We start from the raw sequence: 26,308 nt of genomic DNA on the forward strand, positions 1-26,308 counted from the left end.
TCTTGGGCCCGGTGGCTGATTCTAAACCTAAAATCTTTCGATGCATTTTTCACCCGATACCTCGCCCTTGCTCCAAGGCCTCAACAACGAGCAAGCTGCCGCAGTCACGCTGCCGCAGGCACATGCGCTCATCTTGGCGGGCGCGGGTTCGGGCAAGACGCGGGTGCTGACCACGCGCATTGCGTGGCTCATGCAAACGGGGCAGGTGTCGCCGGGGGGCATCTTGGCGGTTACGTTTACCAACAAGGCTGCCAAAGAAATGCTCACGCGTTTGTCGGCCATGTTGCCGGTGAATGTGCGTGGCATGTGGGTGGGCACGTTTCACGGGCTGTGCAACCGTTTTTTGCGCGCCCACTGGAAGCTGGCCAATTTGCCACAGACCTTTCAAATTTTGGACACGCAAGACCAGCTCAGCGCCATCAAGCGTTTGAGCAAACAGTTCAACGTGGATGACGAGCGTTTTCCCCCCAAAGAAACCATGCGCTTCATAGCCGGTTGCAAAGAAGACGGCTTGCGCCCCAAAGATGTGGTGGCCCGCGACCCCGATGATCGCAAACGTGTGGAACTGTACGAGCTGTACGAAGCCCAATGCCAACGCGAAGGCGTGGTGGACTTTGGTGAGCTCATGCTTCGCTCCTACGAGCTGCTGCGCGACAACGAAGCCGTGCGCGAGCACTACCGTCGCCGCTTTCAGCACATCTTGGTGGACGAGTTTCAAGACACCAACAAGCTGCAATACGCTTGGCTCAAGCAACTCGCTGGGCCAGTGGGCCAAGGCGGCGGAGCCATCTTGGCCGTGGGTGACGATGACCAAAGCATTTACGCCTTCCGTGGCGCACGCGTGGGCAATATGGCTGACTTTGTGCGCGAGTACCAAGTGACGCACCAAATCAAACTGGAGCAAAACTACCGCAGCTACAGCAATATTTTGGACAGTGCCAACCACCTCATCAGTCACAACAAAGGCCGCTTGGGTAAAAACCTGCACACCACGCAGGGCGCAGGTGAGCCCGTGCGTGTGTATGAATCGCCCAGCGACTTTGCCGAAGCGCAATGGATGGTGGAAGAGATGAAGCAACTCTTGCGCGATGGTCAAAACGGCGATGGCAGCAACGGCGTGCAACACCGCGCCGAAATCGCGGTGCTCTACCGCAGCAACGCGCAAAGCCGCGTGATTGAAACTGCGCTCTTTAATGCCGCCATGCCTTACCGCGTGTATGGTGGTTTGCGCTTCTTTGAACGCGCTGAAATCAAACACGCCTTGGCCTATTTGCGCTTGCTAGAAAACCCACGCGACGACACCAGCTTTTTGCGTGTGGTCAACTTCCCGCCGCGCGGCATTGGCGCTCGCAGCATTGAGCAGCTGCAAGACGCCGCCCGCGCCATGGGTTGTGCCATGAGCGATGCCGTCACTGCGGTGGCGGGCAAAGCAGGTGCCAACCTCAGTGCCTTTGTCGCCAAGATTGATGTGTTGCGCGAGCAAACGCAAGGCCAAAACCTGCGCCAAATCATTGAGCTGTTGCTCGACCACTCAGGCCTCATCACGCATTACCAAGGCGAACGCGAAGGCCAAGACCGCATTGAGAACTTGCAGGAATTGGTCAACGCCGCTGAAAGCTTTGTCACGCAAGAAGGTTTTGGCCGCGATGCCGTGGCCTTGCCCATTGATGAGCATGGGGCCTCTGCCTTGAGTGACAACGCTGCCTCCAACAATGCCGTAAACCAAGCGACAGCGCAAACCATGATCAACGCCGACACGGGTGAAACCTTGTCGCCTTTGGCGGCCTTTTTGACGCACGCTGCTTTGGAAGCTGGCGACAACCAAGCCCAAGCAGGTCAAGACGCGATTCAGCTGATGACGGTGCATGCCTCAAAGGGCTTGGAGTTTGATTGCGTGTTCATCACGGGCATGGAAGAGGGCTTGTTCCCTCACGAGAACTCGATGAACGACTTTGACGGTCTTGAAGAAGAACGCCGCCTGATGTACGTGGCCATTACGCGTGCGCGCAAGCGTTTGTACCTCAGCCATTCGCAAACCCGCATGTTGCATGGCCAAACGCGCTACAACTTGAAGAGCCGTTTCTTTGAAGAGTTGCCCGAGCACACGCTCAAGTGGATCACGCCTGCGCGTTCAGCGTTTGCAGATGCGATGCCCACCCGACGCGATGCCTGGCAGAACAACAACGGCTGGCAAAACAACGCATGGGGTGGCGGTGCAGCCACAGCCGTGGCGCCTAAGCCTGTGCCTCAGCGCGCAGCCCCTGTGACCAGTGGCCCGAATGCGTGGGTGCGCAGCGGTGTGCAAGTGTTCCACGCCAAGTTTGGCGAGGGAGCGGTGATCAGCATTGAAGGTGTGGGCGACGATGCCCGTGCGCAAGTGAATTTCCCACGTCACGGCACCAAGTGGTTGGCGCTGAGTGTGGCTAAGCTCACACAGGTGTGATCAAGCGTACAGCGTGTCTGACGTGAAGCAGTCTTTGAAGCTGTAATACGTCGAGCAAAAAAACATCGACGCCAACATCAGCATGGCGGGCAGCATGGCCATCGCGGCAAATTCACCATCGCCCAAAGCGCTGCCAATGAGCGTGATTGCAAACATGGTGGCCACGAAGATCAATGCCCACATCAGGCCAAACACCAAAAACGCACGCCAATTGCTCAGGCACGCCACGGTGCTGAAAAACAAGCTTTTGGCCACAGGCACGCCATGCCAGTGGGTGAGTGCGGGCGCATGCCAAAATACCAGCGACAAGGGCAAGTACAGCATCATCGACAACCACATCGCGTTTTGAAACTCGGGCTTCATCAAGGTGTCCATCTCTAAGGACCCACCGCCCAGATACAAATTGGCAAAGTCACCCCCATCCACCAAGGTGGACAGACCCATCACGCCCACAAAACACAGTGCGTAAATAAGACCCAACACCAGCATGTTGCGCTTGCCATCTGCGCCCGTTCTAAAACCTGCGGCCAAGATGAAAGGCATGGGGAACTTGCCCAACTCCACCTCGCGAGTAGCGGCCATCAGGCCCAATGTGATCGCTGGCAACAACATGAGCGCCAAAAACTCGCCCAGCATTGGCACGAGTGAGAGGATGGACATGCTCGCCATGAACATGAAGAACAAGCCGGTGAGGGCGAGCGGTTGCTTCCAAAAAGCACGAATGCCTTGGCGCACCCAGAGCGAGCCAGTTTTTGCGGGGACGACGTTGAGTTTCATGGCTCAGAGTGTCACAGGATTGGCAATGCGTTGCTGCAACACACGCTCAAAGTGTGTAGGGTCGTGGGGTTGCAACATGCTGGCTTCGCGTGGCAGGTAGAAGTCCCACAGGCGAGACGTCCAAAAACGCAAGGCGCCTGCACGCAACATAGGGTTGAGCAGCTGGCGCTCAGCCGCGGTGAACGGGCGTACCGCTTGGTACGCATCGATAAAGGCCTTTGCCTTGACTGCATCGTGCGTGCCATCAGCATGGGTAATGCACCAGTCGTTCAAACACACAGCCACATCAAACAACCAAGTGTCGACGCCTGCAAAGTAAAAGTCGAAGAAGCCTGTGAGTTCGGGTAATTCGGCTGTGCCATCAAACATCACGTTGTCGCGGAACAAATCGGCATGCACAGGGCCACGGGGCAGGGCGGTGTACGCCGATGACGCAGCAATGTGGTTTTGGTAGGCCAGCTCGGTTTGAATGAGCGCTGCTTGTGATTCGTTCAGATGTGGCAACACCACAGGCACGGTCTCGTTCCACCAAGGCAGGCCGCGCAAGTTGGGTTGTTGACGGTTGTAGTCGCGGCCAGCCAAGTGCATACGGGCCAGCATGTCACCCACCGCAGCGCAATGCGCATGTGTGGGGGCGAGTTCGCTTTTGCCACGCAAGCGGTTGACCACCGCCGCAGGCTTGCCTTCGACCGTGAGCAAGATGTCGCCATCTTGGTTAGACATCGGGTCGGGCACAGGAATACCGCCTTGTGCCAAGTGTTTCATCAGGTACAGATAAAACGGCAGTTGCTCGTGGGTGAGGCGCTCAAACAGCGTGAGCACGTATTGGCCTTCGCTGCTGGTGAGGAAGTAATTGGTGTTCTCAATGCCACCTTGGATGCCTTTGAGTTCGACCAACTCGCCAAGCTTGAGTTGGGTCAGCAGTTCTTGTGCGGAGGACTCTGAAACTTCGGTGAAAACTGCCATGACTGCCAAGGTATTAAAAGTTGTCAGCATTGTAGTTGGCTTGTTTTGCTGGGCTCGCTTGTGGGTTGAGGGATGAGCGGGTTCCTCATGCTGGGGTACCAGAAATCGTCACCCGCTCATCCCTCAACCCACAAGACTACGGCCCGCATTTGGGCGACTTCACCGTAGGCGTGCCAAAACCTATGCCGCAGACTGGGCGTGACTGGTGGGCGTCGCCATGATTTCTGGTACTCCAGCATGAAGCAGCGACGCCTACCAGTCGCGCTCAGCGAGCCCAGCAACAAAAACACACAAGGCACAATCACAACCTATGAGTGAATCCAAAACCTTGCTGCTGGTCGACGGCTCCAGCTACCTCTATCGCGCCTTTCATGCCATGCCCGATTTGCGAGCCGTTCCTGGCGACCCAACGAGCGCAGCCACAGGTGCTATTCGCGGCATGATCAACATGATGCAAGCCTTGCGCAAAGAGGTGCCCACCGATTACGCCGCTTGCGTGTTTGACGCCAAAGGCCCGACCTTTCGCGACGAGATGTACCCCGAGTACAAAGCCAACCGCTCACCTATGCCCGATGATTTGCGCTCGCAAATCGAACCCATTCACCAAATGGTGCGCTTGCTCGGCTGGACCGTGCTCGATGTGCCTGGTGTAGAGGCCGACGACGTGATTGCCACCTTGGCCGTCACCGCAGCCAAGCAAGGCGTGAACGTGGTGGTGTCGAGTGGCGACAAAGACTTGAGCCAACTGGTGAACGAGCACATCACCATCATGGACACCATGAATGGCAAGAAGCGCGACGTGGCTGGCGTGACCGCCGAGTTTGGCGTGCCTCCGCATTTGATGATCGACTACCAAACCTTGGTGGGCGACACCGTGGACAACGTGCCCGGCGTGGCCAAGGTAGGCCCCAAGACCGCGGCCAAGTGGCTGGCCGAATATGGCTCGCTCGACAACCTCATTCAACACGCTGACCAAATCAAAGGCGTGGCGGGCGAGAACCTGCGCCAAGCACTGAGTTGGCTACCTATGGGTCGTCAGCTGGTGACCATGAAAACCGATTGCGACTTGTCGGCCTACGTGGCGGGCTTGCCCGCGCTCGACGCGCTGCATTTAGCCGAGCCCAACAAGCATGAGCTGAAAAACTTTTACGAGACCTATGGCTTCAAAGGCTTGGCACGCGCTATCAGCGAGGGCACAGATGCAGGTGTCGGTGGTGCAGCCCCCGCTGCTGCGAAAGCCAAGTTTGAACCCACGCCCGGTTTGTTTGACGAGCTCGAGCCCATCGTGTCTGCTGTGACCGATAAGGCTTACGACTGCGTGCTCACGTGGGAAGCCTTTGACGCTTGGCACGCCAAGCTGCAAGCCGCTGAGCTGGTGGCGTTTGACACCGAAACCTCGTCGCTCAGCGAAATGTTGGCCGAGGTGGTGGGCCTGAGCTTTTCGGTCAAGCCGGGCGAGGCTTGCTACATCCCGCTCGCGCACAGCTATGGCGATGCGCCCGAGCAACTGCCGCGCGACGAAGTGCTGGCAAAACTCAAGCCGTGGTTTGAAAACCCCAACGCCAAAAAACTGGGCCAACACATCAAGTACGACCGCCACGTCATGGCCAACCACGGCATTGAGGTGCAGGGCTATGCGCACGACACCATGCTGCAAAGCTATGTGCTCGAAGTGCACAAGCCACACGGCCTGGCCAGCTTGGCCGAGCGCCATGTGGGCCGCAAGGGCTTGAGCTACGAAGACCTATGTGGCAAAGGCGCACACCAAATTCCGTTCTCGCAAGTCGACGTGGCGCGTGCCACCGAGTACTCGTGCGAAGACTCCGACATGACGCTGGAAGTGCACCAAGCCCTTTGGCCGCGCTTGCAAGCCGACGAGAAATTGCAATTCATCTATCAGCTAGAGATGGACAGCAGCGAAGCGCTGTACCGCATCGAGCGCAACGGCGTGTTGATTGACGCGCCCACACTCGCCGCACAAAGCCATGCGCTGGGCCAGCGCATTTTGCAGCTCGAAAACGAGGCGTACGAGATTGCAGGCCAGCCGTTTAATTTGGCGTCGCCCAAACAGTTGGGCGAAATCTTCTTTGACAAACTCGGCTTGCCCGTCATCAAAAAAACCGCCACCGGCGCACGCAGCACCGACGAAGAGGTGTTGGAGAAGTTGGCCGAAGACTACCCACTGCCCGCCAAAATTTTGGAGCACCGCAGTCTTAGCAAACTCAAAGGCACCTACACCGACAAACTAGCTCTTATGGCCCACCCCCGCACTGGCCGCGTGCACACGCACTACGCGCAAGCCGTGGCGGTGACAGGCCGCTTGTCCAGCAACGACCCTAACTTGCAGAACATTCCCATTCGCACTGCCGAAGGTCGCAAAGTGCGCGAAGCCTTTGTAGCCCCCGCAGGCTGCGTGATAGCCAGTGCCGACTACAGCCAGATCGAGCTGCGCATCATGGCGCACATCAGTGGCGACGAGGCGTTGGTGAAGGCCTTTCACGAAGGGCTTGACGTGCACCGCGCCACCGCTGCTGAAGTGTTTGGCGTGAGCGTGGACGCCGTGAGCACCGAGCAACGCCGCTACGCCAAGGTCATCAACTTTGGCCTCATCTACGGCATGAGCGCGTTTGGTTTGGCCAAGGCGCTGGGCATCGATAACGGTGCTGCCAAAAACTACATCACCCGCTACTTTGAACGCTTCGCGGGCGTCAAGCGCTACATGGACGACACACGCGAACAAGCCAAAGCCCAAGGCTTTGTGCAAACCGTGTTTGGCCGCCGCTTGTACTTGCCCGAAATCAACAGCCCCAACGGCCCACGCCGCGCAGGCGCAGAGCGCGCTGCCATCAACGCGCCCATGCAAGGCACGGCAGCCGACCTCATCAAGATGAGCATGGTCGCCGTGCAAAAAGCCATTGACGATCAACAACGCCAAACCAAAGTCATCATGCAAGTGCACGATGAACTGGTGTTTGAAGTGCCCGAGTCAGAAGTGGAATGGGTCCGCACCGAAGTGCCACGCCTGATGGCTGAAGTGGCGCAGCTGAAAGTGCCGTTGTTAGCTGAGGTGGGAGTGGGGTTGAACTGGGATGAGGCGCATTGAGGGCTAACTTGCCGTTGCCACATTCAAGAAATGCACACAAGTGCATGCAATAAAGTAATTATTGAGTTCGAATCCAAGATGAAAACTCGTTTTGTCATTGATGTGGAAGGTTCACCTCGAACTGTGTTCGCCGTGCATGAAACACGGGGCGGTGATTTGAATATTCACATCACCAGCGGAGGCAGAGCCTATTCTTCCGCTACGTTTGGCGAACTGGTGGCGGTTTGTGATGAGTCTAAATTTGAAGCTTGCGAAAAGCACATTTCTGTTCACGCAAGCAAGAAAAGCCCAGCGGTCAATGTCATCAAACGGACCCAAACGTTCCCTGATAGGACCGAGGACATATGCCAATACACGACCGGCATTAAGCTAGACAATTTGTTCGTCCCTGTCCTGTTTCGTATTTGTGGTGATCTATCTCGCGACAGATACCAATTGCCTGTCAAGTGCGTTGACCGGCTAGAGTCATTGGGAGTTTATGAACCAAACCAAGGGCAGCTGAGGTTCATGGCTGTTTGCAGTCGGCGCGGAACTTCGTTTCCAAAGGACGAAGAACACCCATCAAACGTGAAACAAGTGGACTTTGAGAACTTCACGCTTACGGTGATTTGGTCTTATCTGAACAAGCCATCCCATCCGCAGGCAATTGATTTCTTTCTTTCAACTAAGGCGGAGACTGGGCCTATTCGCGGTTTGCACTGGTTTGAGATTTACAACCTCTATACCGATCTGTACATGACCCACGCTCAAGAGTATTTCAAGATGTACGGCGATGATTAAGCGCATCAAAATCTATCAATAAGTGTGTTTATTCACAATGCTTCTGTCATCTTCGTTGTATTTTCGATTAGGTCGGTTACCAAGATACAAAGCTGCGTAATCTGCGACTCCTCAATTTCCAAATAGCCTTCGTACTCAGCCAGGTTGCGTTTTTGGTGGGCCATGTCCAACGCACGCCATTGGTGTGCGGGCCAGTTCAGTGTGTGGGTGAGGCACTGAAACACGGTGTAGCGGTTTTCGCTTCGGTAGCCATGCCAGCGCAGTGCGGCCAGGGCGGCGGCGTGTGCCGCGTTGTACGCGCTGGTAAATCGCCCTTCGGCTGATAGGCTGCCAATTTGCGCATCTGCCAATCGGATGCGTGCCATGTCGAGCATGCGTCGCACCTCGGCATCGTTGCGTGGTTCAACTTTCAGTTGACCTATTCGAGCCAAGTTCTCCAGAGCGTTGGGTGGCATGCACATCTCCAATCAAGGGCAGCGTGGGCTGCGCCAAGATGCGGTTCACAAAAGAGTCCGGCTCTGCCAAACGCTTGGCATATTCGCCAGGCGTGTAGCAGGTCGGATTGATTTTGCGACCCAACGAGGTTTCGATTGGAAGTAGCAGTTGAAGAATGTCACTCAGCACCAAGCCTTTACCCACCAGCAACACGTCCACATCGCTGTTGGCGGTGTCGTTACCTTTCGCCACGGAACCAAAAATAAAGGCAGTGTCAATGCGCTGCGCCATGGGCTGCAAGGCTTGTAGCAGCAGTGGGGCTGCGCCCATGGTTTTGCGGATGATTGCAACCAGCTCTGCAAACACAGGGCTTTGTGCATTGGCTTGAAAACACCGCAAGTTTCCCACGCGTGTCGAGAGCACGAGCTGCGAGTCGACCAAGCGGTTGAGCTCGCGTTGCAGTGTGGCGCTGCCCAAGGATGTGAGGCGGCGCAGCTCACTCAGGTGATAGCTGCGCTCGGGCTGGCCAAATAGCCAGGGCAACAGCCTAACTTGGCTATTACTGAACAGACACGATGCGATAGACATTGCTGGATATTAGCACGATCATGCTATTTATTAGCATGATCTGGGAGTGGTCTCTTTTAGAATGAACCTCACCATGCTCACCCTCGACCAACTCCTTGCCTTCTTGCTGGCCGCCAGCCTGCTCACCATCTCCCCCGGCCCCGACAACCTCATGGTGTTGAGCTTGGGCATGTCGCGTGGGCGCAAGCAGGGTATGGCGTTTGGGTTGGGATGTGCGATGGGCTGCTTGAGCCACACCACCTTGGCGGCGATTGGGGTGAGCTCGCTGTTGTTGGCTTCGCCCATGGCGTTTGCGGCCTTGCGTGTGGCGGGCGGTTTGTATTTGTTTTGGCTCGGCGTGCAGGCCTTGCGCAGCCGCGGTGGCGCAAGCGTGCCGAGTGACGCGCCTGACCAAACAGCCATGCAGCTTTTTTGGCGCGGTGTGTTGGCCAATGCCATCAACCCCAAGGTGATGTTGTTTTTCTTGGCTTTCTTGCCGCAGTTTGTGCGGGCCGAGCGTGGCGATGTGCCTTGGCAGTTGGCGGCGCTGGGCGTGGCGTTTACGTTGCAGGCTGCGTTGCTGTTTGGCACGCTGGGTTACTTTGCAGGCACGGTGGGGCAGTGGTTTGCGCGTTGGCCAAAAGTGGCGTTGTGGTTTGACCGATTGGCAGGCCTGATTTTTTGTGGCCTCGGTTTGCGCTTGATTAACTTGGATTTGTGATGCGGCGACAATAGCGCGAGCCTGTTAGCAAGAAGTCACCACCATGTCAGAACCCAAGCAATTCAAATTGGCCGGCATCATCGGGATGCCGGTTTTTCAATCTCGTTCACCCATCATTTACAACCACTGGATCAAAAAGCACGGTATTTTGGGTGCTTACGGGCATTTCCCTGTGCAGATTGAAAACATCGAAGCCGCCATTCGTGGCATGCGGGCTTTGGGTATTGCAGGTGGCAACATCACGCAGCCGCATAAATTGCTGGCCATGCCGTTGATGGATTCAATCGATCCGATGGCCGAAAAAATTGGGGCCATCAACTGCATCGTGCGCAGAGCCGATGGCAGCTTGCATGGCTTTAACAGCGATTGGATTGGCTACATCACCAGTTTGAAAGTCGCCAAGCCCGGCTGGCGTGCAGACGAAGGTCCCATCGTCGTGTTGGGTGCAGGTGGCGCAGCGCGTGCGGTGCTGTTTGGTTTGATTCACGAAGGGGCCAAAGAAATTCGACTGCTCAACCGCACACTGGCCACTGCGCAAGAACTGGCCAGCATTGCGCCGCACATTGTCAAAGCCTATGACTGGGATGAGCGCCACAGCGCTTTGGATGGTTGTGCGATGTTGATCAACTCCACCAACCAAGGCATGTACGGTCAGCCGCCTTTGGACATTCATCTGGATGCCTTGCCCAAAACAGCGATCGTGTCTGATTTGATTTACATCCCTCTGGAAACTCCATTGCTCGAAGCTGTACGTCTGCGTGGCAACTTGACCGTGAATGGTTTAGAGATGTTGTTGCATCAAGCCGTGCCCGCTTTTGAGTCTTGGTTTGACATCAAGCCCGAGGTGACACCAGAGCTGCGCCAAGAGGTGTTGAACACGTTCAAGTGATTGGGACGTGTCTTAACGGATGTAAATTTTTTGCAGCAAACGCGTGAGCGTTTTGCGCTCAGCCGCTGTGAGGTGGGCGGTGCCTTGTGCGTCGGCATCGCTCGCAGCTTTTTCGGCTTTCTTCATCAAGGCTTTGCCGCTGGTACTGAGCGACAAGCCCATGGCACGGCCATCGGTGGGGTGAGGGGTGCGTTCAATCAAACCACGCTTGTCCAAGTCGCGCAGCAGCACCACCATATTGGGTGGCAACACATTGAGCAGTTGGCACAGTTGGCGCGACGTGACGCCTGGCTGATGCGCCATGATGGAGAGCACAGAAAAATCAACCGTGCGCAAATCAAACTGGTTCACCCCACGCATGAAGTGCGACACCATGGTTTGCGAGGCACGGCTGGCGTTGTAGCCCATCAGTGTTTCCAAATACGCTGTGCCGTTGTCAGACACCACAGCCTCAGCGGCTGCGGCTTTCTTAACGGTTTTGCGTGGGGTGGTGCTGGCGCGGGGCGATGGGGTCATGGTCAGGCTTTGAGCTGGGCCTCAATGATGCCAGAGCGCATGCCAAACTCAGGCAGCACCCACGCACGCAGCGCGGCCGCAGGGGTTTGCCAACGCGGTGCTTGGCTACCTTCTGCAGCTTCAATGCGTGTCCAGCTCCAAGCCAACAGGGCCAGTGTGGCCATGCGCAAGTAGTCGCCCGCAATCCAGCTCAAGCGTACTTGGCCGTCTGGCTGTTGTGCCGCTTGCAAGCAGGTGTGCGTGGTGGCCTTGAGTTGGTCAAAGAGTTGCAACACTTGGGCTTCGTGAGCCTTGCTCGCAGACAAGCCGCTGCTCAGTGCGTCGAGCATGGCGGTCATGGCAGCACCACCGTCGCTCACCACTTTGCGCATGAGCAAGTCGATGGCTTGAATTTCATTGGTGCCTTCGTAAATCATGGCGATGCGTGCGTCGCGCACGTTTTGCTCGATGCCCCATTCGCTCACATAGCCGTGGCCGCCAAAGACTTGCAGGCACTCGCTCGCGCCATGAAAGCCTTGGTCGGTGCACGACGCTTTGAGGATGGGGGTGATGAGCGCGCACCAACGCTGCGCGGCTTCGCGCTGTGCAGCGTCGGGGTGGTGTTTGGCTTCGTCCAGAGCCAAGCCGGTTTCGTAGGCCAACACGCGTGAGCCATCGACCCACGCACGTTGCGTGTCCAAGATGCGGCGCATGGCGGGGTGTTCGATGATGAGGTCGGCGGGGGCCGAGCCTTTTTCGCCCGCAACGCGTGGGGCGCGCATTTGGCGGCGCTCATGCGCATACGCATCGGCCTTTTGCAAAGCGGCATCGAGCAAACCCACGCCTTGCAAGGCGACGTGCAAGCGGGCGGCGTTCATCATCACAAACATAGCGTTCAAGCCACGGCCAATGTCGCCCACCAACCAAGCGCGTGCTTCGTCAAAGCGCATGACGCAAGTGGGGCTGCCGTGGATGCCCATTTTTTCTTCAATGCGTTCGCAGTGCACGGCACTGCGTGTGCCATCGGCATAAAACTTGGGCACGAGGAACAGCGACAAACCTTTGGGGCCAGCCGGTGCATCGGGCAAGCGGGCCAGCACCAAGTGAACGATGTTGTCGGTCAGGTCGTGTTCGCCACCGCTGATGAAAATTTTGGTGCCCGAAATCAAATACGCGCCATCGGGTTGCGGCACGGCTTTGGTCGATGCCAAGCCTAAGTCGCTGCCTGCATGTGGCTCGGTCAAGCACATGGTGGCCAGCCATTCGCCGGTGCCCACTTTGCTGAGGTACTGCGCTTTGAGTTCGTCACTGGCGTGGTGCTTGATGCACTCATACGCGCCGTGCAACAAACCGGGGGCCATGGTCCAGCCGTGGTTGGCGGCAGACAGCCATTCGTACAGCACGCTCTCCAACACCGCAGGCAAGCCTTGGCCACCGTCATCGGTGGCGGTACACAGCGACGCCCAGCCCGCTTGCCAAAACGCTTGGTACGCGTCCTTGAAGCCGGGGGGCATGGTCACGTTGCCGTCTTTCCATTGCGCGCCCACATGGTCGCCCACAGGGTTGAGCGGTGCAATTTGTTCAGCAATGAACTTGCCGCTTTCTTCCAAAATTTGGTTCATCAAGTCGGCGTCCACTTCGCCGTAGGGGGCGAGGGCTGCAATGCGTTCTGGCGCGTGCAGCACGTTGTGCAGCACAAACTGAACATCGTCTAAACGGGGTTGGTAGTCGGCCATTTTTTAATCCTTGCGTGCTGCGCCAAGGTAGGTGTCAATCACGCGGCTGTCTTGGGCCAGCTCAGAGGCTACGCCGTGCAAGCTGACTTCGCCCATTTCCAGTACGTAGCCGTAGTCGGCCACGGCCAATGCGGCGCGTGCGTTTTGTTCGACCAACACAATGGTCACGCCAGTTTTGCGCAGGGTTTCGATGATGGTGAAAATTTCTTTGACGATGAGTGGCGCCAAGCCGAGGCTGGGCTCGTCCAGCATGAGCACATCAGGGCGCGACATCATGGCGCGACCCACGGCCAACATTTGACGCTCGCCACCCGAGAGTGTGCCCGCTTGTTGCAAGCGGCGTTCTTTGAGGCGGGGGAAGATGTCATACACATCGTCCATGCGCTGACGCCATTGCAGGTTGCCCATGCGCATTTGGCGAAAGCCGCCCAGCTCCAAGTTGTCTTCCACCGTCATCGTGCTGAACAACTCGCGCTTTTCAGGCACCAAGGCAATGCCCATCATCACGCGTTCTTCGAGGGTGAAGTCGCTGATGTCTTCGCCACGGTAAAACATTTGGCCACGCGTGGGCAGCAAGCCCATGAGGGTGTTGAGTAGGGTGGTTTTGCCTGCGCCGTTGGGGCCAATGACGGTGATCACTTGGCCTTTGTCGGCGTGCAGGTCGATGCCGTGCAGCACTTCGGCTTTGCCGTAGCCTGCATGGAGGTCTCGGATGTCGAGAAGAGGCGTTGTCATGGCCGGTCCTTAGTGTTCGGTGCCCAAGTAGGCGGCGCGCACCACGGGGCTTTCTTGAATTTCTTTGGGCGTGCCTTCGAGCAACAACGTGCCGAATTCCATCACCACCAATTTGTCACAGACTTGCATCACCAAGTCCATGTCGTGTTCCACCAGCAAGATGCTCACGCCTTCGCTTTGCAGCTGACGGAGCACATCGGCCAAGGCTTGTTTTTCTTTGTGGCGCAAACCGGCTGCAGGCTCGTCAAGCAGCAGCAGGGCAGGGTCGGCACACAAGGCACGCGCAATTTCCATCAGGCGTTGTTGGCCCATGGCCAAGTTGCCTGCGGTCTCGTGCATCGTGTGACCAATGCCCACGCGCTCGAGTTGTTGTTGTGCCAATTTGAAGAGGCGTTTTTCTTCTTCGTGGTTGGTGCCCAACATGCCCGAGAGCACGCCGGTGTGACCACGGCTGTAGCCACCAATCGCCACGTTCTCCAGCACGGTCATGTCGGGGATCATCTTCACGTGCTGGAAGGTGCGTGCCATGCCGCTGCGCAAAATTTCACGCGAAGGCAAACCGCTGATGGTTTCGCCACGGAACTTCACTGCGCCGGATGTGAGAGGTAACACGCCGGTGATGAGGTTGAATGTGGTTGACTTGCCCGCACCGTTCGGACCAATGAGGCCGACGATTTGACCTGCATTGATTTGGAAGCGAATGTCGTTGACCGCCACCAAGCCACCAAACTGTTTGCGAATGTCTTGCACGTCGAGCAACAGCTCACCGCGTTGGGGCTTGTGTGTTTCAGGCAAGTGGCCGGCATTGGCCCAGTTCACCTCACGGTCACGGCGAGGCATATAGCGCGCCACCAAAGACCAAATGCCATCGGGCAAGTACTTGAGTACGAGCACCAACAACACACCAAACACAATCACTTCGTAGCTGCCGCTGGTGCCAATGAGTTTGGGCAACAGCACTTGCAAGTAGTCGTCCATCAGCTTGATGAGGCCCGCGCCGACGATGGCGCCCCAGATGTAGCCCACACCCCCGACCACGGCCATGAACAAATATTCAATGCCCATCTTGAGGCCAAAGGCCGATGGGTTGACCGTGCGCTGAAAGTGCGCCAACAACCAGCCCGCCACCGAAGCCAATAATGCCGCCATGACGAAGGCGGTGACTTTGTAGCGGAAGGTGTTGATGCCCATGGCTTCGGCCATTTGTGTGCCGTTCTTGAGTGAGCGAATGGCGCGGCCTGCACGCGAGTCGAGCAGTTGCGTCATGCACATCGCCGAGGCAAAAAGAATGAGCCACGTCAACACAAAGAAGGGGCGGCCTTGGCCAATGTCAAAGCCAAACACATTGAGGCTTTGTAAGCCGAGCAAACCGTCGTACTTGCCCAAGGCATCCATATTGCCCATGAGGTAGTACAGCGACAGCCCCCACGCAATGGTGGCCAATGGCAGGTAGTGACCCGACATGCGCAGCGTGATGACGCCCACCACGAGTGCACTCACAAACGTGAGGCCCAAGCCCACCCACAAAGTGAGCCAAGGCGACCAACCGAGGTTGAGCGTCATCCAAGCGGTGGTGTAGGCACCAATGCCGACAAACGCGGCTTGACCAAACGACGTCAAGCCCGACACCCCAGTGAGCAACACCAAACCCATGCAAGTCATGGCATACAGGCCAATGTAGTTGAGTTGGAAAATCCAAAAATCAGGAACAGGCAAAGCAGCCACCAAAGGCACTGCCGCGAATAAAAGTAGCCAGCGGCGCATCTCAATGCTCCTCGTCAGAATGACCACTGCTGAGCGAACGCCACAGCAAGATGGGCAAGATCATGGTGAACACAATCACCTCTTTGAAAGCGCTTGCCCAGAACGAGCCAAACGATTCGACCACCCCCACAAACAATGCGCCCACCATGGCGCCGGGGTAGCTCGACAAACCGGCCACTACGGCGGCCACAAAGCCTTTGAGACCGATCAAGAAACCAGAGTCATAAAACACAGTGGTGGTCGGGCCAATCAACAAGCCCGACACGGCACCAATGCCCGCAGCCAGCAAGAAGGTGAACTGACCTGCGGCGTGGGTGGAAATGCCCATCAAGCGAGCACCTGTGCGGTTGACCGCTGTGGCACGCAAAGCCTTGCCAAACAAAGTGCGTTCAAAAAACACCCACAGTGCCGCAATGAGCAACAAAGCCGTGGTGAAGATGATGACCACTTGGCCGGTGATGTTCAGGGGGCCGACGCTCCAGCTTTCGGTCAAGAAGCTGGGGTTGCGAAAACCCTCAGCACCGAAGAACAACAAGCCTAAGCCTGTCATGGCGAAATGCACACCCACCGAAACGATGAGCAAGACCAAAGGCGTGGCTGATTCAAGCGACTGGTAGGCAATGCGATACACCAGTGGGCCAAAGGTCGCGACCACGGCAATGCTCAAAAGCGCTTGCACGGGCATGGGGAAATTTTGAGGCGCGGCCCACAGGGTGAAGCACGCAATCAACAAAGGGGGAATGGCCATGACCACGCCAGACTTGATGCCATGCATCAAATTGCGGTCATGGTGCCATCGGCTCCAGCATTCCATCAGTGCAGCGAGCACAGCCAGCATCATGAGCAACCACACGGTGCCCGGCACTTTGCCTGCTTGCAGCATGGCCATGGTCAACGCACCATAAGCCACAAACTCGCCTTGGGGAATAAAGATGACGCGTGTGACGGTGAAGACCAAAACCGTGGCAAGCCCTAAGAGGGCATACACCGCGCCGTTGGTGGCACCGTCCAGCATCAGAATGCTGGCGATAGAAAAGTCCATGTTGTTTCTCTTAAAAACACCCAGCAGGACCAGCCTGCCGGGTGTGGGGGTTACTTCAGCGAATTAACGTTCAACCGCGAATTGGCCATCCACCACTTTGAGCATCACACCGGTTTCCATGGTGTAGCCCCAGTGGTCGTCTTTGGTCCAGTTCATCACGCCGTGTGCAAACACGGTGCGGCCCATGCCTTCAATGGCATCACGAATGGCAGCGCGGAACTCAGGTGTGCCGGGCTTGGCTTTTTTCAGGGCCACAGGCAACACTTTTTCCATGGTCACTTGGAAGTCGTAAGCGTGGCCAGCAAACTGGTTGCGCGACTTAGGACCGTTGGCTGCTTCGAACTTGTTGACGAAGTCCATCGACACTTTTTTGGAGGGGTGGCTGTCAGGCAATTGCTCGGCAATCACAGCGGGGCCAGAGACCACGAAGGTGCCTTCCACAGCCTTGCCGCCGACGCGCATCAAGTCTTGTGTGGCAGCAGCGTGCGTTTGGTAAATCTTGCCTTTGTAGCCGCGCTCGACCATGCCGAGTTGAGGCATGGCAGCGCCAGAGCCAGAAGCCACGATCAACACGGCGTCAGGGTTGGCGGCGTTGATCTTCAAGGCTTGGGGGGTCACGCTGGTGTCGGTGCGTGCAAAGCGCTCAGTGGCGACGATTTTGATGCCCGCTTTGTCCAATTGAGGTGTGATTTCTTTGAGCCATTGCTCGCCATAGGCGTCGGTGTAGCCCAAGAAACCAATGGTTCTCACACCTTGCTTTTTCATGTGCTCGACCACAGCGTGGCCCATCACAGTGTTGGATTGGGGCAAGCGGAACAACCACTTGTCTTTGCCAGCGGGCACGCCCACAGGTGAGCCAGCCACTTGCACGGTGCCAGCTTCAGAGGCGATGTCGGTCATGGCAGCAGCCACGGCGGTGATACACGAGCCAAAGATCACATCCACTTTGTCTTCGGTCACAAAGCGGCGGGCGTTGGCAGAGCCTTTGCCTGGATCGGTGGCGTCGTCCAACACGATGAGGTTGACTTTTTCACCGCCAATGGTTTTGGGGAACAGCTTGAGCTGGTTTTGCATGGGAATGCCCAAGCCAGAGCCGGGGCCTGTGAGCGCCAAGCTCACGCCGATGTTGATGTCGGCCAAAGCGGCAGAGCATGCGACAGTGGCGGCCAAAGTCACAAGGGTCTTCTTGAAGTTCATGGTTGTCTCCTGGTTATCGTGGTTGAAAAAGTGAAATGAACACATCAAGAGCACAAGGCTTTGATGTCTGCGGGAACGGGAATCGCTTTGATGCGGTCTGGATCTTCTGGGTGCTTGATGCAAAACGCGCGGGTTTCAAAGCCTTCGCACAACACCGTGTCGCCACGCATGACGACGTGTTTTTGAATGACGACTTTTTCGCGCCACTCATGGATGCTGGTGTGCACCTGAATGCGCTCGCCGTAGGTGGCAGGACGCATGAATTTGGTGTTGATCTCCAAGAGCGGCGTGCCAATGATGCCGGTGGTCTTGACCAACTCGCGCCAAGTGGGCACGCCACACTTGACGAAGAAGTTCAAGGACGAGGCATCCATCCACTTGGAGTAGTTGGGGAAGAACACGATGCCTGCGGGGTCGCAGTCACCGAACATGATTTCAACTTCGTAAACAACGGTTTTGCTCATCGTGTGTCTTTCAGCGTGGGGCCATGCGCAAGGCGCCATCCAAACGGATGACCTCGCCATTCAGATGTGTGTTGCTCACGATGTGTGAGGCCAGTTGCGCAAACTCTTCGGGCTTGCCCAAACGAGAAGGGAAGGGGATGCTCGCCGCGAGTGACTGCTGCACAGGTTCTGGCAATGTTTTCATGAGTGGCGTAGCAAACAAGCCGGGTGCGATGGTGCACACGCGAATGCCGTGTTGGGCCAAGTCGCGGGCCATGGGCAGGGTCATGCCAGCCACGCCTGCTTTGGAGGCACTGTAGGCTTGTTGGCCCACTTGGCCATCAAAGGCGGCGACAGATGCAGTCCACACCATCACGCCGCGTTCACCGTCTTCGAGTGGGTCGAGCTTGGCGGCTGCGGCGGCAAACAAACGGGCTGCGTTGTAGGTGCCCACCAAGTTGACATTCACCACTTTCATGAAGTCTTCCAGAGGGGCGGCGTTGCCGTCTTTGCCGACCACGCGCTTGGCGGTACCAATGCCCGCAATTTGCATCAAGATGCGCGCAGGGCCGTGTGCGGCCGCTGCGGTTTCGATGGCTTGGGCCATGCTCTCGGGGTCTGACACGTTGCACGACACAGCCACGCCACCGATGTCTTTGGCCACGCGTTGTGCGTTGTCTAAGTTGAGGTCGAGCACCGCGACTTTGGCGCCCAAACGGCCTAGTTCACGTGCGGTGGCTTCACCGAGGCCGGAGCCGCCGCCGGTGACCAATGCTGCTTGTCCTTGAATGTTCATAAGGGTCTCTTTGAATGATTGTGTTGGCCTGCAGACTTACGCCGCCTCGGGGTTTTCGATGAGCAAGGCAATGCCCTGGCCACCGCCTACGCAGGCGCTGGAGATGCCATAGCGTTTGCCCGAGCGTTGAAGTTCGCGTGCCAAGGTGATGGTCAAACGCACGCCGGTACAGGCGAGGGGATGGCCCAAGGCAATCGCGCCGCCGTTGACGTTGAGCTTGGACATGTCCAAGCCGAGTTCTTTACCCACAGCCAAAGTTTGTGCGCCTTGGGCTTCGTTGATCTCAAAGCGGTCGATTTGGTCGAGCGTGAGGCCGGTGCGCTCCAGCAACAAACGAATGGCCGGTGCGGGGCCAATGCCCATGATCTCGGGCGGCACGCCCACCGAGGCAGCAGCGACTACGCGAGCCATGGGTTTTTTGTTGTGGGCTTTGGCATACGCGCCAGAGGTCACCACACAAGCGGCAGCTGCATCGACCAAGGCGGCGCTGTTGCCACCGGTTTGCACGCCACCTTCGTACACGGGCTTGAGTTTGGCCAGCACTTCCACGGGGGAGATGCGTGCGTGCGTGTCCGCGTTGACTTCGGTGACTTTGCCTTGCAGCTTGATGCCGCGTGCTTTGTAGCCTTCTAGCTCGAACTTCTCGGTGACCACCGGCACGATTTCGCCCGCATGGAAACCTGCTTCTTGCGCGGCCACAGCCTTGGCAAATGAGTCGGACGCGAATTGGTCTACCTCTTCGCGGGTGATGTTGTATTTCTTGGCCAAGTTCTCAGCGGTTTGGATCATGTTGATACCAGCGGCTGGATCTTTGAGCGCTTCCCACATGTAGTCTTTGAAGCCTACGGGTGCGCCGAGCTTGAAGCCGGTGCGGTGGTCAAACGCGGCAATGGGGTTGCGCGTCATGCTCTCGGTGCCCACCACCAAAGCGGCATCGCAGACGCCGGCTTCGATTTGTTCACCCGCTTGACGGAACAGCTCAAAGCCTGTGCCGCAAATGCGCTGCGCCATGATGGCTGGCACTTCTTGGGGTACGCCTGCGTACAGGCCGATGTGGCGGGGCAAGAAGAATTGGTCGAAGTCGCCAGGGGCCATGTTGCCGGTGATGACTGAGCCAATTTCTGTGGGAGCAATGCCTGCGCGCTTCAAGGCTTCGCGCGCGGCTTTGATGCCGAGGTCGGTGGGCGAAATGTGGCCGAGTGCACCGCAGTAATCCACCATGGGGGTGCGCACGCCTTCGTGCATCCACACATCTTGGAATGAATTGAAAAATCCTTTGGACATATCTTTTTAAGCCTGTGGTTTGAGGATGTAGTGCAAACGGTCTTCGTGCAGCGCGGCCACGGTGTCTGCGCGGTGGTGCAGCACAGAGCGTTGGTTGATCGAGCCTTTGTCGGTGATCTCACCTTTGTCGATGGTGGGTGGCTCGCTCAGCAAGCACATGCGGGCAATGCGGTTGGCGCTGCCAGTGCTGGTGGCGGCCAACTCGTTGACCACCTTTTGCATGTGGGCCAACACCGCAGGCGCGGCCAACACATCGGCCAAGGGCGCGGTGTCGGGTAAGCCCGCGAGTTCGCGCACGCGAGGGGTGGGGAACACCATGGCGCCAATTTCTTTCATGTTCAAGCCGGTCAGCACCACGTCTTGGATGTAGGGTGCGCCTGCGGCAATGATCTTGCCGCGCAAAGGGCCCACGCTCACAAAGGTGCCGGTGGCGAGTTTGAAGTCTTCAGCAATTCGGCCATCAAACTTCAGGCCCAAGTGCACATCGGTTTCGTCAATCCACTTCACCGCGTCACCCGTTTTGAAGAAGCCTTCTTCGTCAAATGCCTCAAAGGTTTCCACAGGCGCACGCCAGTAGCCGGGCGTGATGTTGGGGCCACGGTAGCGCACCTCAGTTTTGCCTTCCATGTCGATCAGCTTGAGCTCCAGGCCAGGCGTGGGCAGCCCCAAATCGCCAGCGCGCACGTGGGGGTTGGTGACAAACAAACCAAAGGGACCGGACTCGGTCATCCCTAGGCCCGAGGTCATGACAATGCGTTCGCCAATTTCGCGTTCTTCGCTCTCGTACAAGCTGTCCCAAATGGGTTGGGCCAGCGCGGCACCGGCGTAAAAGAACATCTTGACGCGCGACAAAAAGTTTTTGCGCAGCGCGTCATCGGTCTTCATGGCACTGGCAATGGCTTCGTAACCCGTGGGTACATTGAAGTACACCGTGGGTGCGATCTCGCGCAGGTTGCGCAAAGTCTCGCCAATCAAAGCAGGTGTGGGCTTGCCGTCGTCAATGTAGAGCGTGCCGCCGTGGTAGATCACCATGCCGAAGTTGTGGTTACCACCAAAAGTGTGGTTCCATGGCAGCCAGTCCACCAGCACCAAAGGCTTCTCGGCGAGCACAGGCATCGATTGGGTCATTTGCTGCTGGTTGGCGCAGCACATGCGGTTGGTGTTGATGACGGCTTTGGGTAGTTTGGTGGAGCCACTGGTGAACAAGAATTTCACAATCGTGTCGGGGCCCGTCGCGGCCATGGCTTGGTCCACGGCTTCGGTCGCAGGAATGGCGCACAGCTGTGCAAAGGGGGTGGTGGATCGGCCTGCCACGTTGCCGCTGTTCATGACCACTTCAATGTCATCGCCCACGGTGGCCGCAATGGCTTTGGCGTAGCGCTCGTCTTGTGCAAACACCAAACCGGGTGTGACGGTTTTGAGTACGTGCTTGAGTTTGTCGTAGTCCACGCTGACCAGCGAGTAGGGGGGCGACGTGGGCACAAACGGCACACCAGCCAACATGCAGCCCAAAGCCATCAAGGCGTGCTCTAAGCTGTTTTCGCTCAAGATGGCCACAGGGCGCTCGGCGTTCAAGCCACGGTCAATCAAGCCTTGGGCAATGTTGCGTGCCGTGGTCCAAGCCTCTTGGTAGCTCACATGGCGCCAGTCACCAAAGCTGCCATCGGCTTGTTTGACGCGACGTGCAAACAAGGTGCGCTCAGGTGCTTCGTGAGCCCAATGGCGCAGACGGTCGGTCATGCGCTCGGGGTAGTTTTGCAGGGCTTGATCAGCTTTGAGGTAGTGCGTGCCGCTGTCGGCACCGTCGCGCACATTGACGCGTGTGACCCCGAATTGAAGTGGGCGAAATTTAGCGGTTGTCATGGTTGTCTCCTCCAAAGCGGGTCAGTCTTTGCTGACTTTGGGTGCTTTGCCTTCCAAGAAAGCACGCACACGGGCTTTGGCTTCGGGTGCGGCTTGGGCAATTGACGACATGAGCGCTTCGGTCATGAAGCCATGGTCGGCAGGCTGCTCGGCAATGCGAGGCAGTGCGTGCATGAGCGCGTAGTTGGTGAGTGGGGCGTTGGTGGCAATGCGGGTGGCCAACTCAATGGCTTTGGCCAACGATTCGCCAGCAGGTACGAGGTATTGCGCAAAGCCCAAGCGTTCGCCGTCTTGGGCGTTGTAGACGCGGCCGGTCATCATCATGTCGGTCATGCGGGCCACGCCAATGAGCTTGGGAATACGCACCGAACCACCGCCACCCACAAAGATGCCACGCGTGCCTTCGGGCAAGGCGTAGAAGGTGCTGTCGTCGGCCACGCGAATGTGCGAGGCAGAGGCCAATTCCAAACCGCCGCCTACCACCGCGCCATGCAAGGCTGCAATCACAGGCACACGACCAAACTGCACGGCTTCGAGCGCGGCGTGCCAGCTGCGTGAGTGGTGCACGCCTTCACCGGCGTCACGTTCTTTGAGTTCGGACAAATCAAGACCTGCACAGAAGTGATCGCCTTCGCCATGCACCACCGCAGCGCGGGCTTCGGCGGGCAGGTTTTGAAAAATATCGCGTAGCGCTTCGATGAGTGTGTCGCTCAAAGCATTGCGTTTGGTGGGGCGGCACAAGCGCACCACGGCCACTGCGCCGTGCATCTCCAGTGAGACGCCATTGCTACGGGCACGTTCAATTGAGGGGTGAAAGGTGGTGGTCATGTCGATCTTTCCGGGTGGCAGTAAGGTTATTTTTTATAACGTTTATTTTGGCGGTCGACGTTGGCGAAGGAACATGGGACTTTCCCTAAATCTGAACTGCTCATAATCACAGCTATGAAACACCAAGACCTGATTGCGATTGACATCCACACCCACGCCGAAGTGAGCTGCTGGAACCCGTTTGACAACTACGGCGAGGAATATGACCGCGCCGCCGACAAGTTTTTTGGCAGCAACCGCCGCCCCACCATTGACGAGACCGTGGCCTATTACCGCGAGCGAAAAATTGGATTGGTGATGTTCACCGTGGATAGCGAATCGCAGCTGGGCCGTCGCCGTATTCCTAACGAAGAAATTGCCAAGGCCGCGCGCGACAACAGCGACATGATGGTGGCCTTTGCCAGCATCGACCCACACAAGGGCAAGATGGGCGCACGCGAAGCCGAGCGGCTCATCACCGAAGAAGGCATCAAAGGTTTCAAGTTCCACCCCACGGTGCAGGGCTACCACCCTTACGACAAGATGGCATGGCCGATTTACGAAGTCATCAACCACTACAAACTGCCCGCCATTTTTCACACGGGCCACAGCGGCATTGGCAGTGGCATGCGTTGCGGTGGGGGCTTGCGTTTGGCCTACAGCAACCCCATGCACTTGGACGATGTGGCGATTGATTGGCCTGACATGCAAATCGTCATGGCCCACCCCAGCTTTCCTTGGCAAGACGAGGCACTGAGCGTGGCCACGCACAAACCCAATGTGTGGATTGACCTCTCAGGCTGGAGCCCCAAGTACTTTCCCAAACAACTCGTTCAATACGCCAACACGCTGTTGAAAGACCGTGTGCTGTTTGGCAGCGACTATCCGTTGATCACGCCCGAGCGTTGGATGAAAGACTTTGAGGTCGCAGGCTTTAAGCCTGAGGTGATGCCAGGCATTTTGAAAGACAACGCGGTACGGTTGTTAGGACTGGCGTGAGCTAAGGCGAAGGCTGTTGCGTGATGGTCTTTTCGATGGCCTGCGCAATTTCGTGAAAACTGATGGGCTTATGCAAAACCTGCACATTCAATTTGGCAAATAAATTGATGTGTGTGGGCGATGTGTCCGCTGTGACGATGATGGCCGGAATTTCTTCGTTGTAGCTCTCTCTGATTTTTTCAATCAGCACATCACCTGTTGTGTTGGTTAAACGGAAATCACACAAGATGCAGTCAATCTGATCGATGGTTTCAAGCTGACTTTCAAGCTCTTCGGTGTGCTCGGAGAGCACCTGCACATGAGCCCCTTTGCTGGCGAGGGTGTGTCGGTAAGCCTCTACGATGACAGGGTTGTCCTCGATGACTGCAATCGATTTGCCAGAGAGACTGTGATGTGGGTGAAGGGCAGTGAACGTTGTCTTTGTGCGTGGCGTCTCTTGCGCATCTTGCGTGATCAAAAAAGGCGTGTTGACCACAAATCGAGCACCTTGACCAATTTCAGAAAACACGTGAATTTCTGCTCCTATCAAATCGCACAAACGTTTGACGATCGATAAGCCTAGTCCTAGTCCATCGTGCAAGGCGCGGGTTCGATCGGCGCGAAAGAATTGGCTAAAAATTTGTTGCTGATCGGCGGCGGCGATGCCACATCCTGTGTCTCGCACTTCGATACTTAAACAGTCGAGATGCGTGTCAAAGTGGATGTTGATTTCACCAGCCTCTGTGTATTGAATGGCGTTGGAGACCAAGTTGCTGAGGATTTGCTGCAATAGCAATTTGTCACCATGCACCACCCAATCGGGTGCATTGGTTTGAAAAACCAGTCCTTTGCTATGTGCCTTGGTTTCGACGAGATCTCGAATGGTGTAAGCAAGGTCCTCCAGTCGAAAGGGACGTTGGCTGACTTGCATCACATCCGCATCAAGTTTGCTGATGTTGAGCAAAGAGTCAAACATGGCATTGAGTGTGGTGATGCTGTTTTTGATTTTTGTGAGCGACTTTTTTTCAAGCGGAGGTAAATTCTCTGGATTGAAAAGTTCCAGATAAACGTTCACAGCATGCATGGGCTGTCGCAAATCGTGGCTGGCAACAGCAATGAATTTTGATTTGGCGACGTTGGCTGCTATCGATTGGTCTCGCTCGGTGGCCAGTTCTTGATAGAGCCGCTCGTTACGAAAACGCAGTCTGACTGAGTTTTCAAAAATCTTTGAAAAATTTCTCGCAATGCTCAGCACCACAATGTAGAGCGATGCGAGGCCGACAGAAAATGGCCAAGGAAAAATATGGACTGACCACAAGACCGTACTGAGTGAGGGAATCATGATGGGCAGTGTGAAGGCATAAAACGTAGTGGCGTTCACGCTGTAGGCAAACATGCTTGAGATCATGGCTGCCGTGGTCATGTACACATAGATCATGCGATTGACCATTAGCAAATCGGGAGCCATCAAGATCCAACCCAGTCCCCAGCCCACGCCGACGATACCTACAGCCCACGTGACGATGTTTAAATTACGTTTCGGGTCTTGAATTTTTTCGGCTTCATGCTCAATCCTGAAAATCATCCATGTTCGAATCATGACCATGATGAACATATAGCCTAACCAGAGTTCTAAGTGCGAGGGCTGAACCTCATCTTTGAACATTGGAATGCAAAGCATGGGTGCCAAGATATTGGCTGTTGTGGCAGAGCGTGCTGCCTTGGTGATGTGCGCTGATTTTTCTCTGAGTAAGTAGAAGTTGTTGACTTCGTCTTCTAGGAAAAGATCACGAGACTTGGTCTCAGATGGTTGATTCACTGCCTTGATCCTGTGAAATGGCCTGTGCTGTGGGCTTGTCCATCAGGGCAAGAGTTTGTGCTTTTGCCCCCTCAGTACAGCTTGCGTTCGATTGAATACGCGAAGCTCTCTGAAGATTTGATTGATGTGAATCTTCACGGTTTGTTCGCTGATGTCGAGTTGATCCGCAATGATTTTGTTAGGGTGTCCTTGCGCGATCAAATTTAAAACTTCGAGTTGACGCTGGGTCAATCGAAACTCTTTGGGTTCGCTTGCTTCTGCTGCCCTGGGCTCAGGTGTTGCCAAGTTCATGAGAGGTCGGAGTTTGCGAATCATGAAATCGGCAGTGCCGTTTTTAGATAGAAACATAGAGGCACCCGCTGACACGGTTTTAGGCTCCCAGCTATGTTCATCGAGGCCTGAAATAGCCACCACTTGTTCTACATTGTCTAGCTCTTTGAATACCTTGATGCCAGCTAAGCCGCTCAGGCCTGGCATGAGGATGTCAAGCAAGATGATCCATTGTTTGTTGGATGAATTGATCAAATCCAAGCCTTCTTGCACGCTGCTCGCGCTCGCGACATGGACGCCAGCAGGGATAAATTCAGACGCCAATTTTTCGCTCAGTGCATCTCGATACACAGGATGGTCATCGATGATGAGAAGTGATTTCATTGGGCTTGCTTATC

23 protein-coding genes are annotated in these 26,308 nt (G+C 56.4%); 6 read left to right on the top strand and 17 right to left on the bottom strand.

From position 1 onward, the window contains the following. The first annotated feature begins 40 nt into the window (after nucleotides 1-40). A complete protein-coding gene (locus tag QMG27_RS03725) occupies nucleotides 41-2,443 on the top strand; it encodes a UvrD-helicase domain-containing protein (protein WP_281813354.1) in 2,403 nt (800 codons plus the stop codon). On the opposite strand, the gene QMG27_RS03730 is transcribed toward QMG27_RS03725, so the two are convergent. After that, complete coding sequence (locus QMG27_RS03730) at nucleotides 2,444-3,220, bottom strand: BPSS1780 family membrane protein (protein WP_281813356.1); 777 nt, start codon at nucleotides 3,218-3,220, stop codon at nucleotides 2,444-2,446. It lies immediately after the preceding gene. Nucleotides 3,221-3,223: 3 nt separating this feature from the next. Further along, on the bottom strand, nucleotides 3,224-4,186 hold the full coding sequence (locus QMG27_RS03735; protein WP_281813358.1) for a homoserine kinase: 963 nt from the start codon (nucleotides 4,184-4,186) through the stop codon (nucleotides 3,224-3,226). Between the two features lie 310 nt (nucleotides 4,187-4,496). Here QMG27_RS03735 and polA point away from each other — a divergent pair, with 310 nt between their 5' ends. Both polA and QMG27_RS03745 read left to right on the top strand, forming a co-directional pair. Beyond that, complete coding sequence (polA, locus tag QMG27_RS03740) at nucleotides 4,497-7,289, top strand: DNA polymerase I (RefSeq protein WP_281813362.1); 2,793 nt, start codon at nucleotides 4,497-4,499, stop codon at nucleotides 7,287-7,289. Nucleotides 7,290-7,367: 78 nt separating this feature from the next. Continuing rightward, nucleotides 7,368-8,069 (top strand): hypothetical protein, encoded by a 702-nt coding sequence (locus tag QMG27_RS03745; RefSeq protein WP_281813365.1) that lies wholly within the window; start codon nucleotides 7,368-7,370, stop codon nucleotides 8,067-8,069. Nucleotides 8,070-8,101: 32 nt separating this feature from the next. Here the strand turns inward: QMG27_RS03745 and QMG27_RS03750 are convergent, their stop codons facing one another. Then, entirely contained in the window at nucleotides 8,102-8,524 is a 423-nt protein-coding gene (locus QMG27_RS03750; RefSeq protein WP_281813367.1) for a hypothetical protein, read from the bottom strand. Beyond that, on the bottom strand, nucleotides 8,472-9,047 hold the full coding sequence (locus QMG27_RS03755) for a nucleotidyltransferase domain-containing protein (protein WP_281813369.1): 576 nt from the start codon (nucleotides 9,045-9,047) through the stop codon (nucleotides 8,472-8,474). Before QMG27_RS03755 ends, QMG27_RS03750 begins: the two co-directional genes overlap by 53 nt. 118 nt (nucleotides 9,048-9,165) lie before the next feature. On the opposite strand from QMG27_RS03755, the gene QMG27_RS03760 reads away from it, so the two are divergent. Both QMG27_RS03760 and QMG27_RS03765 read left to right on the top strand, forming a co-directional pair. Further along, the gene (locus QMG27_RS03760; protein ID WP_281814509.1) at nucleotides 9,166-9,792 is read left to right on the top strand and encodes a LysE family translocator; all 627 of its coding nucleotides are present in this window, start codon (nucleotides 9,166-9,168) and stop codon (nucleotides 9,790-9,792) included. A gap of 43 nt (nucleotides 9,793-9,835) precedes the next feature. Next, a complete protein-coding gene (locus QMG27_RS03765; protein WP_281813371.1) occupies nucleotides 9,836-10,681 on the top strand; it encodes a shikimate dehydrogenase in 846 nt (281 codons plus the stop codon). Nucleotides 10,682-10,693: 12 nt separating this feature from the next. Here the strand turns inward: QMG27_RS03765 and QMG27_RS03770 are convergent, their stop codons facing one another. The 11 genes from QMG27_RS03770 to QMG27_RS03820 form a co-directional block, all read right to left on the bottom strand. Continuing rightward, on the bottom strand, nucleotides 10,694-11,197 hold the full coding sequence (locus tag QMG27_RS03770; RefSeq protein ID WP_281813373.1) for a MarR family winged helix-turn-helix transcriptional regulator: 504 nt from the start codon (nucleotides 11,195-11,197) through the stop codon (nucleotides 10,694-10,696). A 2-nt stretch (nucleotides 11,198-11,199) separates the two neighbouring features. After that, on the bottom strand, nucleotides 11,200-12,912 hold the full coding sequence (locus tag QMG27_RS03775; RefSeq protein WP_281813375.1) for an acyl-CoA dehydrogenase family protein: 1,713 nt from the start codon (nucleotides 12,910-12,912) through the stop codon (nucleotides 11,200-11,202). A 3-nt stretch (nucleotides 12,913-12,915) separates the two neighbouring features. Next, a complete protein-coding gene (locus tag QMG27_RS03780; RefSeq protein WP_281813377.1) occupies nucleotides 12,916-13,647 on the bottom strand; it encodes an ABC transporter ATP-binding protein in 732 nt (243 codons plus the stop codon). 9 nt (nucleotides 13,648-13,656) lie between these two features. Further along, the gene (locus QMG27_RS03785; RefSeq protein WP_281813379.1) at nucleotides 13,657-15,411 is read right to left on the bottom strand and encodes a branched-chain amino acid ABC transporter ATP-binding protein/permease; all 1,755 of its coding nucleotides are present in this window, start codon (nucleotides 15,409-15,411) and stop codon (nucleotides 13,657-13,659) included. A gap of 1 nt (nucleotide 15,412) precedes the next feature. Next, complete coding sequence (locus tag QMG27_RS03790; protein WP_281813381.1) at nucleotides 15,413-16,453, bottom strand: branched-chain amino acid ABC transporter permease; 1,041 nt, start codon at nucleotides 16,451-16,453, stop codon at nucleotides 15,413-15,415. 63 nt (nucleotides 16,454-16,516) lie between these two features. Then, nucleotides 16,517-17,650, bottom strand: coding sequence for an ABC transporter substrate-binding protein (locus QMG27_RS03795; RefSeq protein WP_281813383.1), 1,134 nt, complete (start codon nucleotides 17,648-17,650; stop codon nucleotides 16,517-16,519). Between the two features lie 44 nt (nucleotides 17,651-17,694). Continuing rightward, nucleotides 17,695-18,114 (bottom strand): acyl-CoA thioesterase, encoded by a 420-nt coding sequence (locus QMG27_RS03800; protein ID WP_281813385.1) that lies wholly within the window; start codon nucleotides 18,112-18,114, stop codon nucleotides 17,695-17,697. Nucleotides 18,115-18,124: 10 nt separating this feature from the next. Beyond that, nucleotides 18,125-18,889, bottom strand: coding sequence for an SDR family NAD(P)-dependent oxidoreductase (locus QMG27_RS03805; protein WP_281813387.1), 765 nt, complete (start codon nucleotides 18,887-18,889; stop codon nucleotides 18,125-18,127). Nucleotides 18,890-18,925: 36 nt separating this feature from the next. Then, nucleotides 18,926-20,173 carry a thiolase family protein gene (locus QMG27_RS03810; RefSeq protein WP_281813389.1) on the bottom strand — a complete coding sequence of 416 codons (1,248 nt, stop codon included), beginning with the start codon at nucleotides 20,171-20,173 and terminating at the stop codon, nucleotides 18,926-18,928. 6 nt (nucleotides 20,174-20,179) lie between these two features. Then, nucleotides 20,180-22,036 carry a feruloyl-CoA synthase gene (locus tag QMG27_RS03815; RefSeq protein WP_281813392.1) on the bottom strand — a complete coding sequence of 619 codons (1,857 nt, stop codon included), beginning with the start codon at nucleotides 22,034-22,036 and terminating at the stop codon, nucleotides 20,180-20,182. A gap of 21 nt (nucleotides 22,037-22,057) precedes the next feature. Continuing rightward, on the bottom strand, nucleotides 22,058-22,864 hold the full coding sequence (locus QMG27_RS03820) for a crotonase/enoyl-CoA hydratase family protein (protein WP_281813395.1): 807 nt from the start codon (nucleotides 22,862-22,864) through the stop codon (nucleotides 22,058-22,060). 114 nt (nucleotides 22,865-22,978) lie between these two features. Here QMG27_RS03820 and QMG27_RS03825 point away from each other — a divergent pair, with 114 nt between their 5' ends. Then, nucleotides 22,979-23,842 carry an amidohydrolase family protein gene (locus QMG27_RS03825; protein WP_281813397.1) on the top strand — a complete coding sequence of 288 codons (864 nt, stop codon included), beginning with the start codon at nucleotides 22,979-22,981 and terminating at the stop codon, nucleotides 23,840-23,842. Nucleotide 23,843: 1 nt separating this feature from the next. Here QMG27_RS03825 and QMG27_RS03830 read toward each other — a convergent pair whose 3' ends face one another. Continuing rightward, nucleotides 23,844-25,640, bottom strand: coding sequence for a hybrid sensor histidine kinase/response regulator (locus QMG27_RS03830; RefSeq protein ID WP_281813399.1), 1,797 nt, complete (start codon nucleotides 25,638-25,640; stop codon nucleotides 23,844-23,846). Nucleotides 25,641-25,682: 42 nt separating this feature from the next. After that, nucleotides 25,683-26,294 (bottom strand): response regulator transcription factor, encoded by a 612-nt coding sequence (locus QMG27_RS03835; protein WP_281813401.1) that lies wholly within the window; start codon nucleotides 26,292-26,294, stop codon nucleotides 25,683-25,685. Between the last annotated feature and the right edge of the window lie 14 nt (nucleotides 26,295-26,308).

The organism is Limnohabitans sp. MORI2 (assembly GCF_027925025.1).
Taxonomy (GTDB): Bacteria; Pseudomonadota; Gammaproteobacteria; order Burkholderiales; family Burkholderiaceae_C; genus Limnohabitans.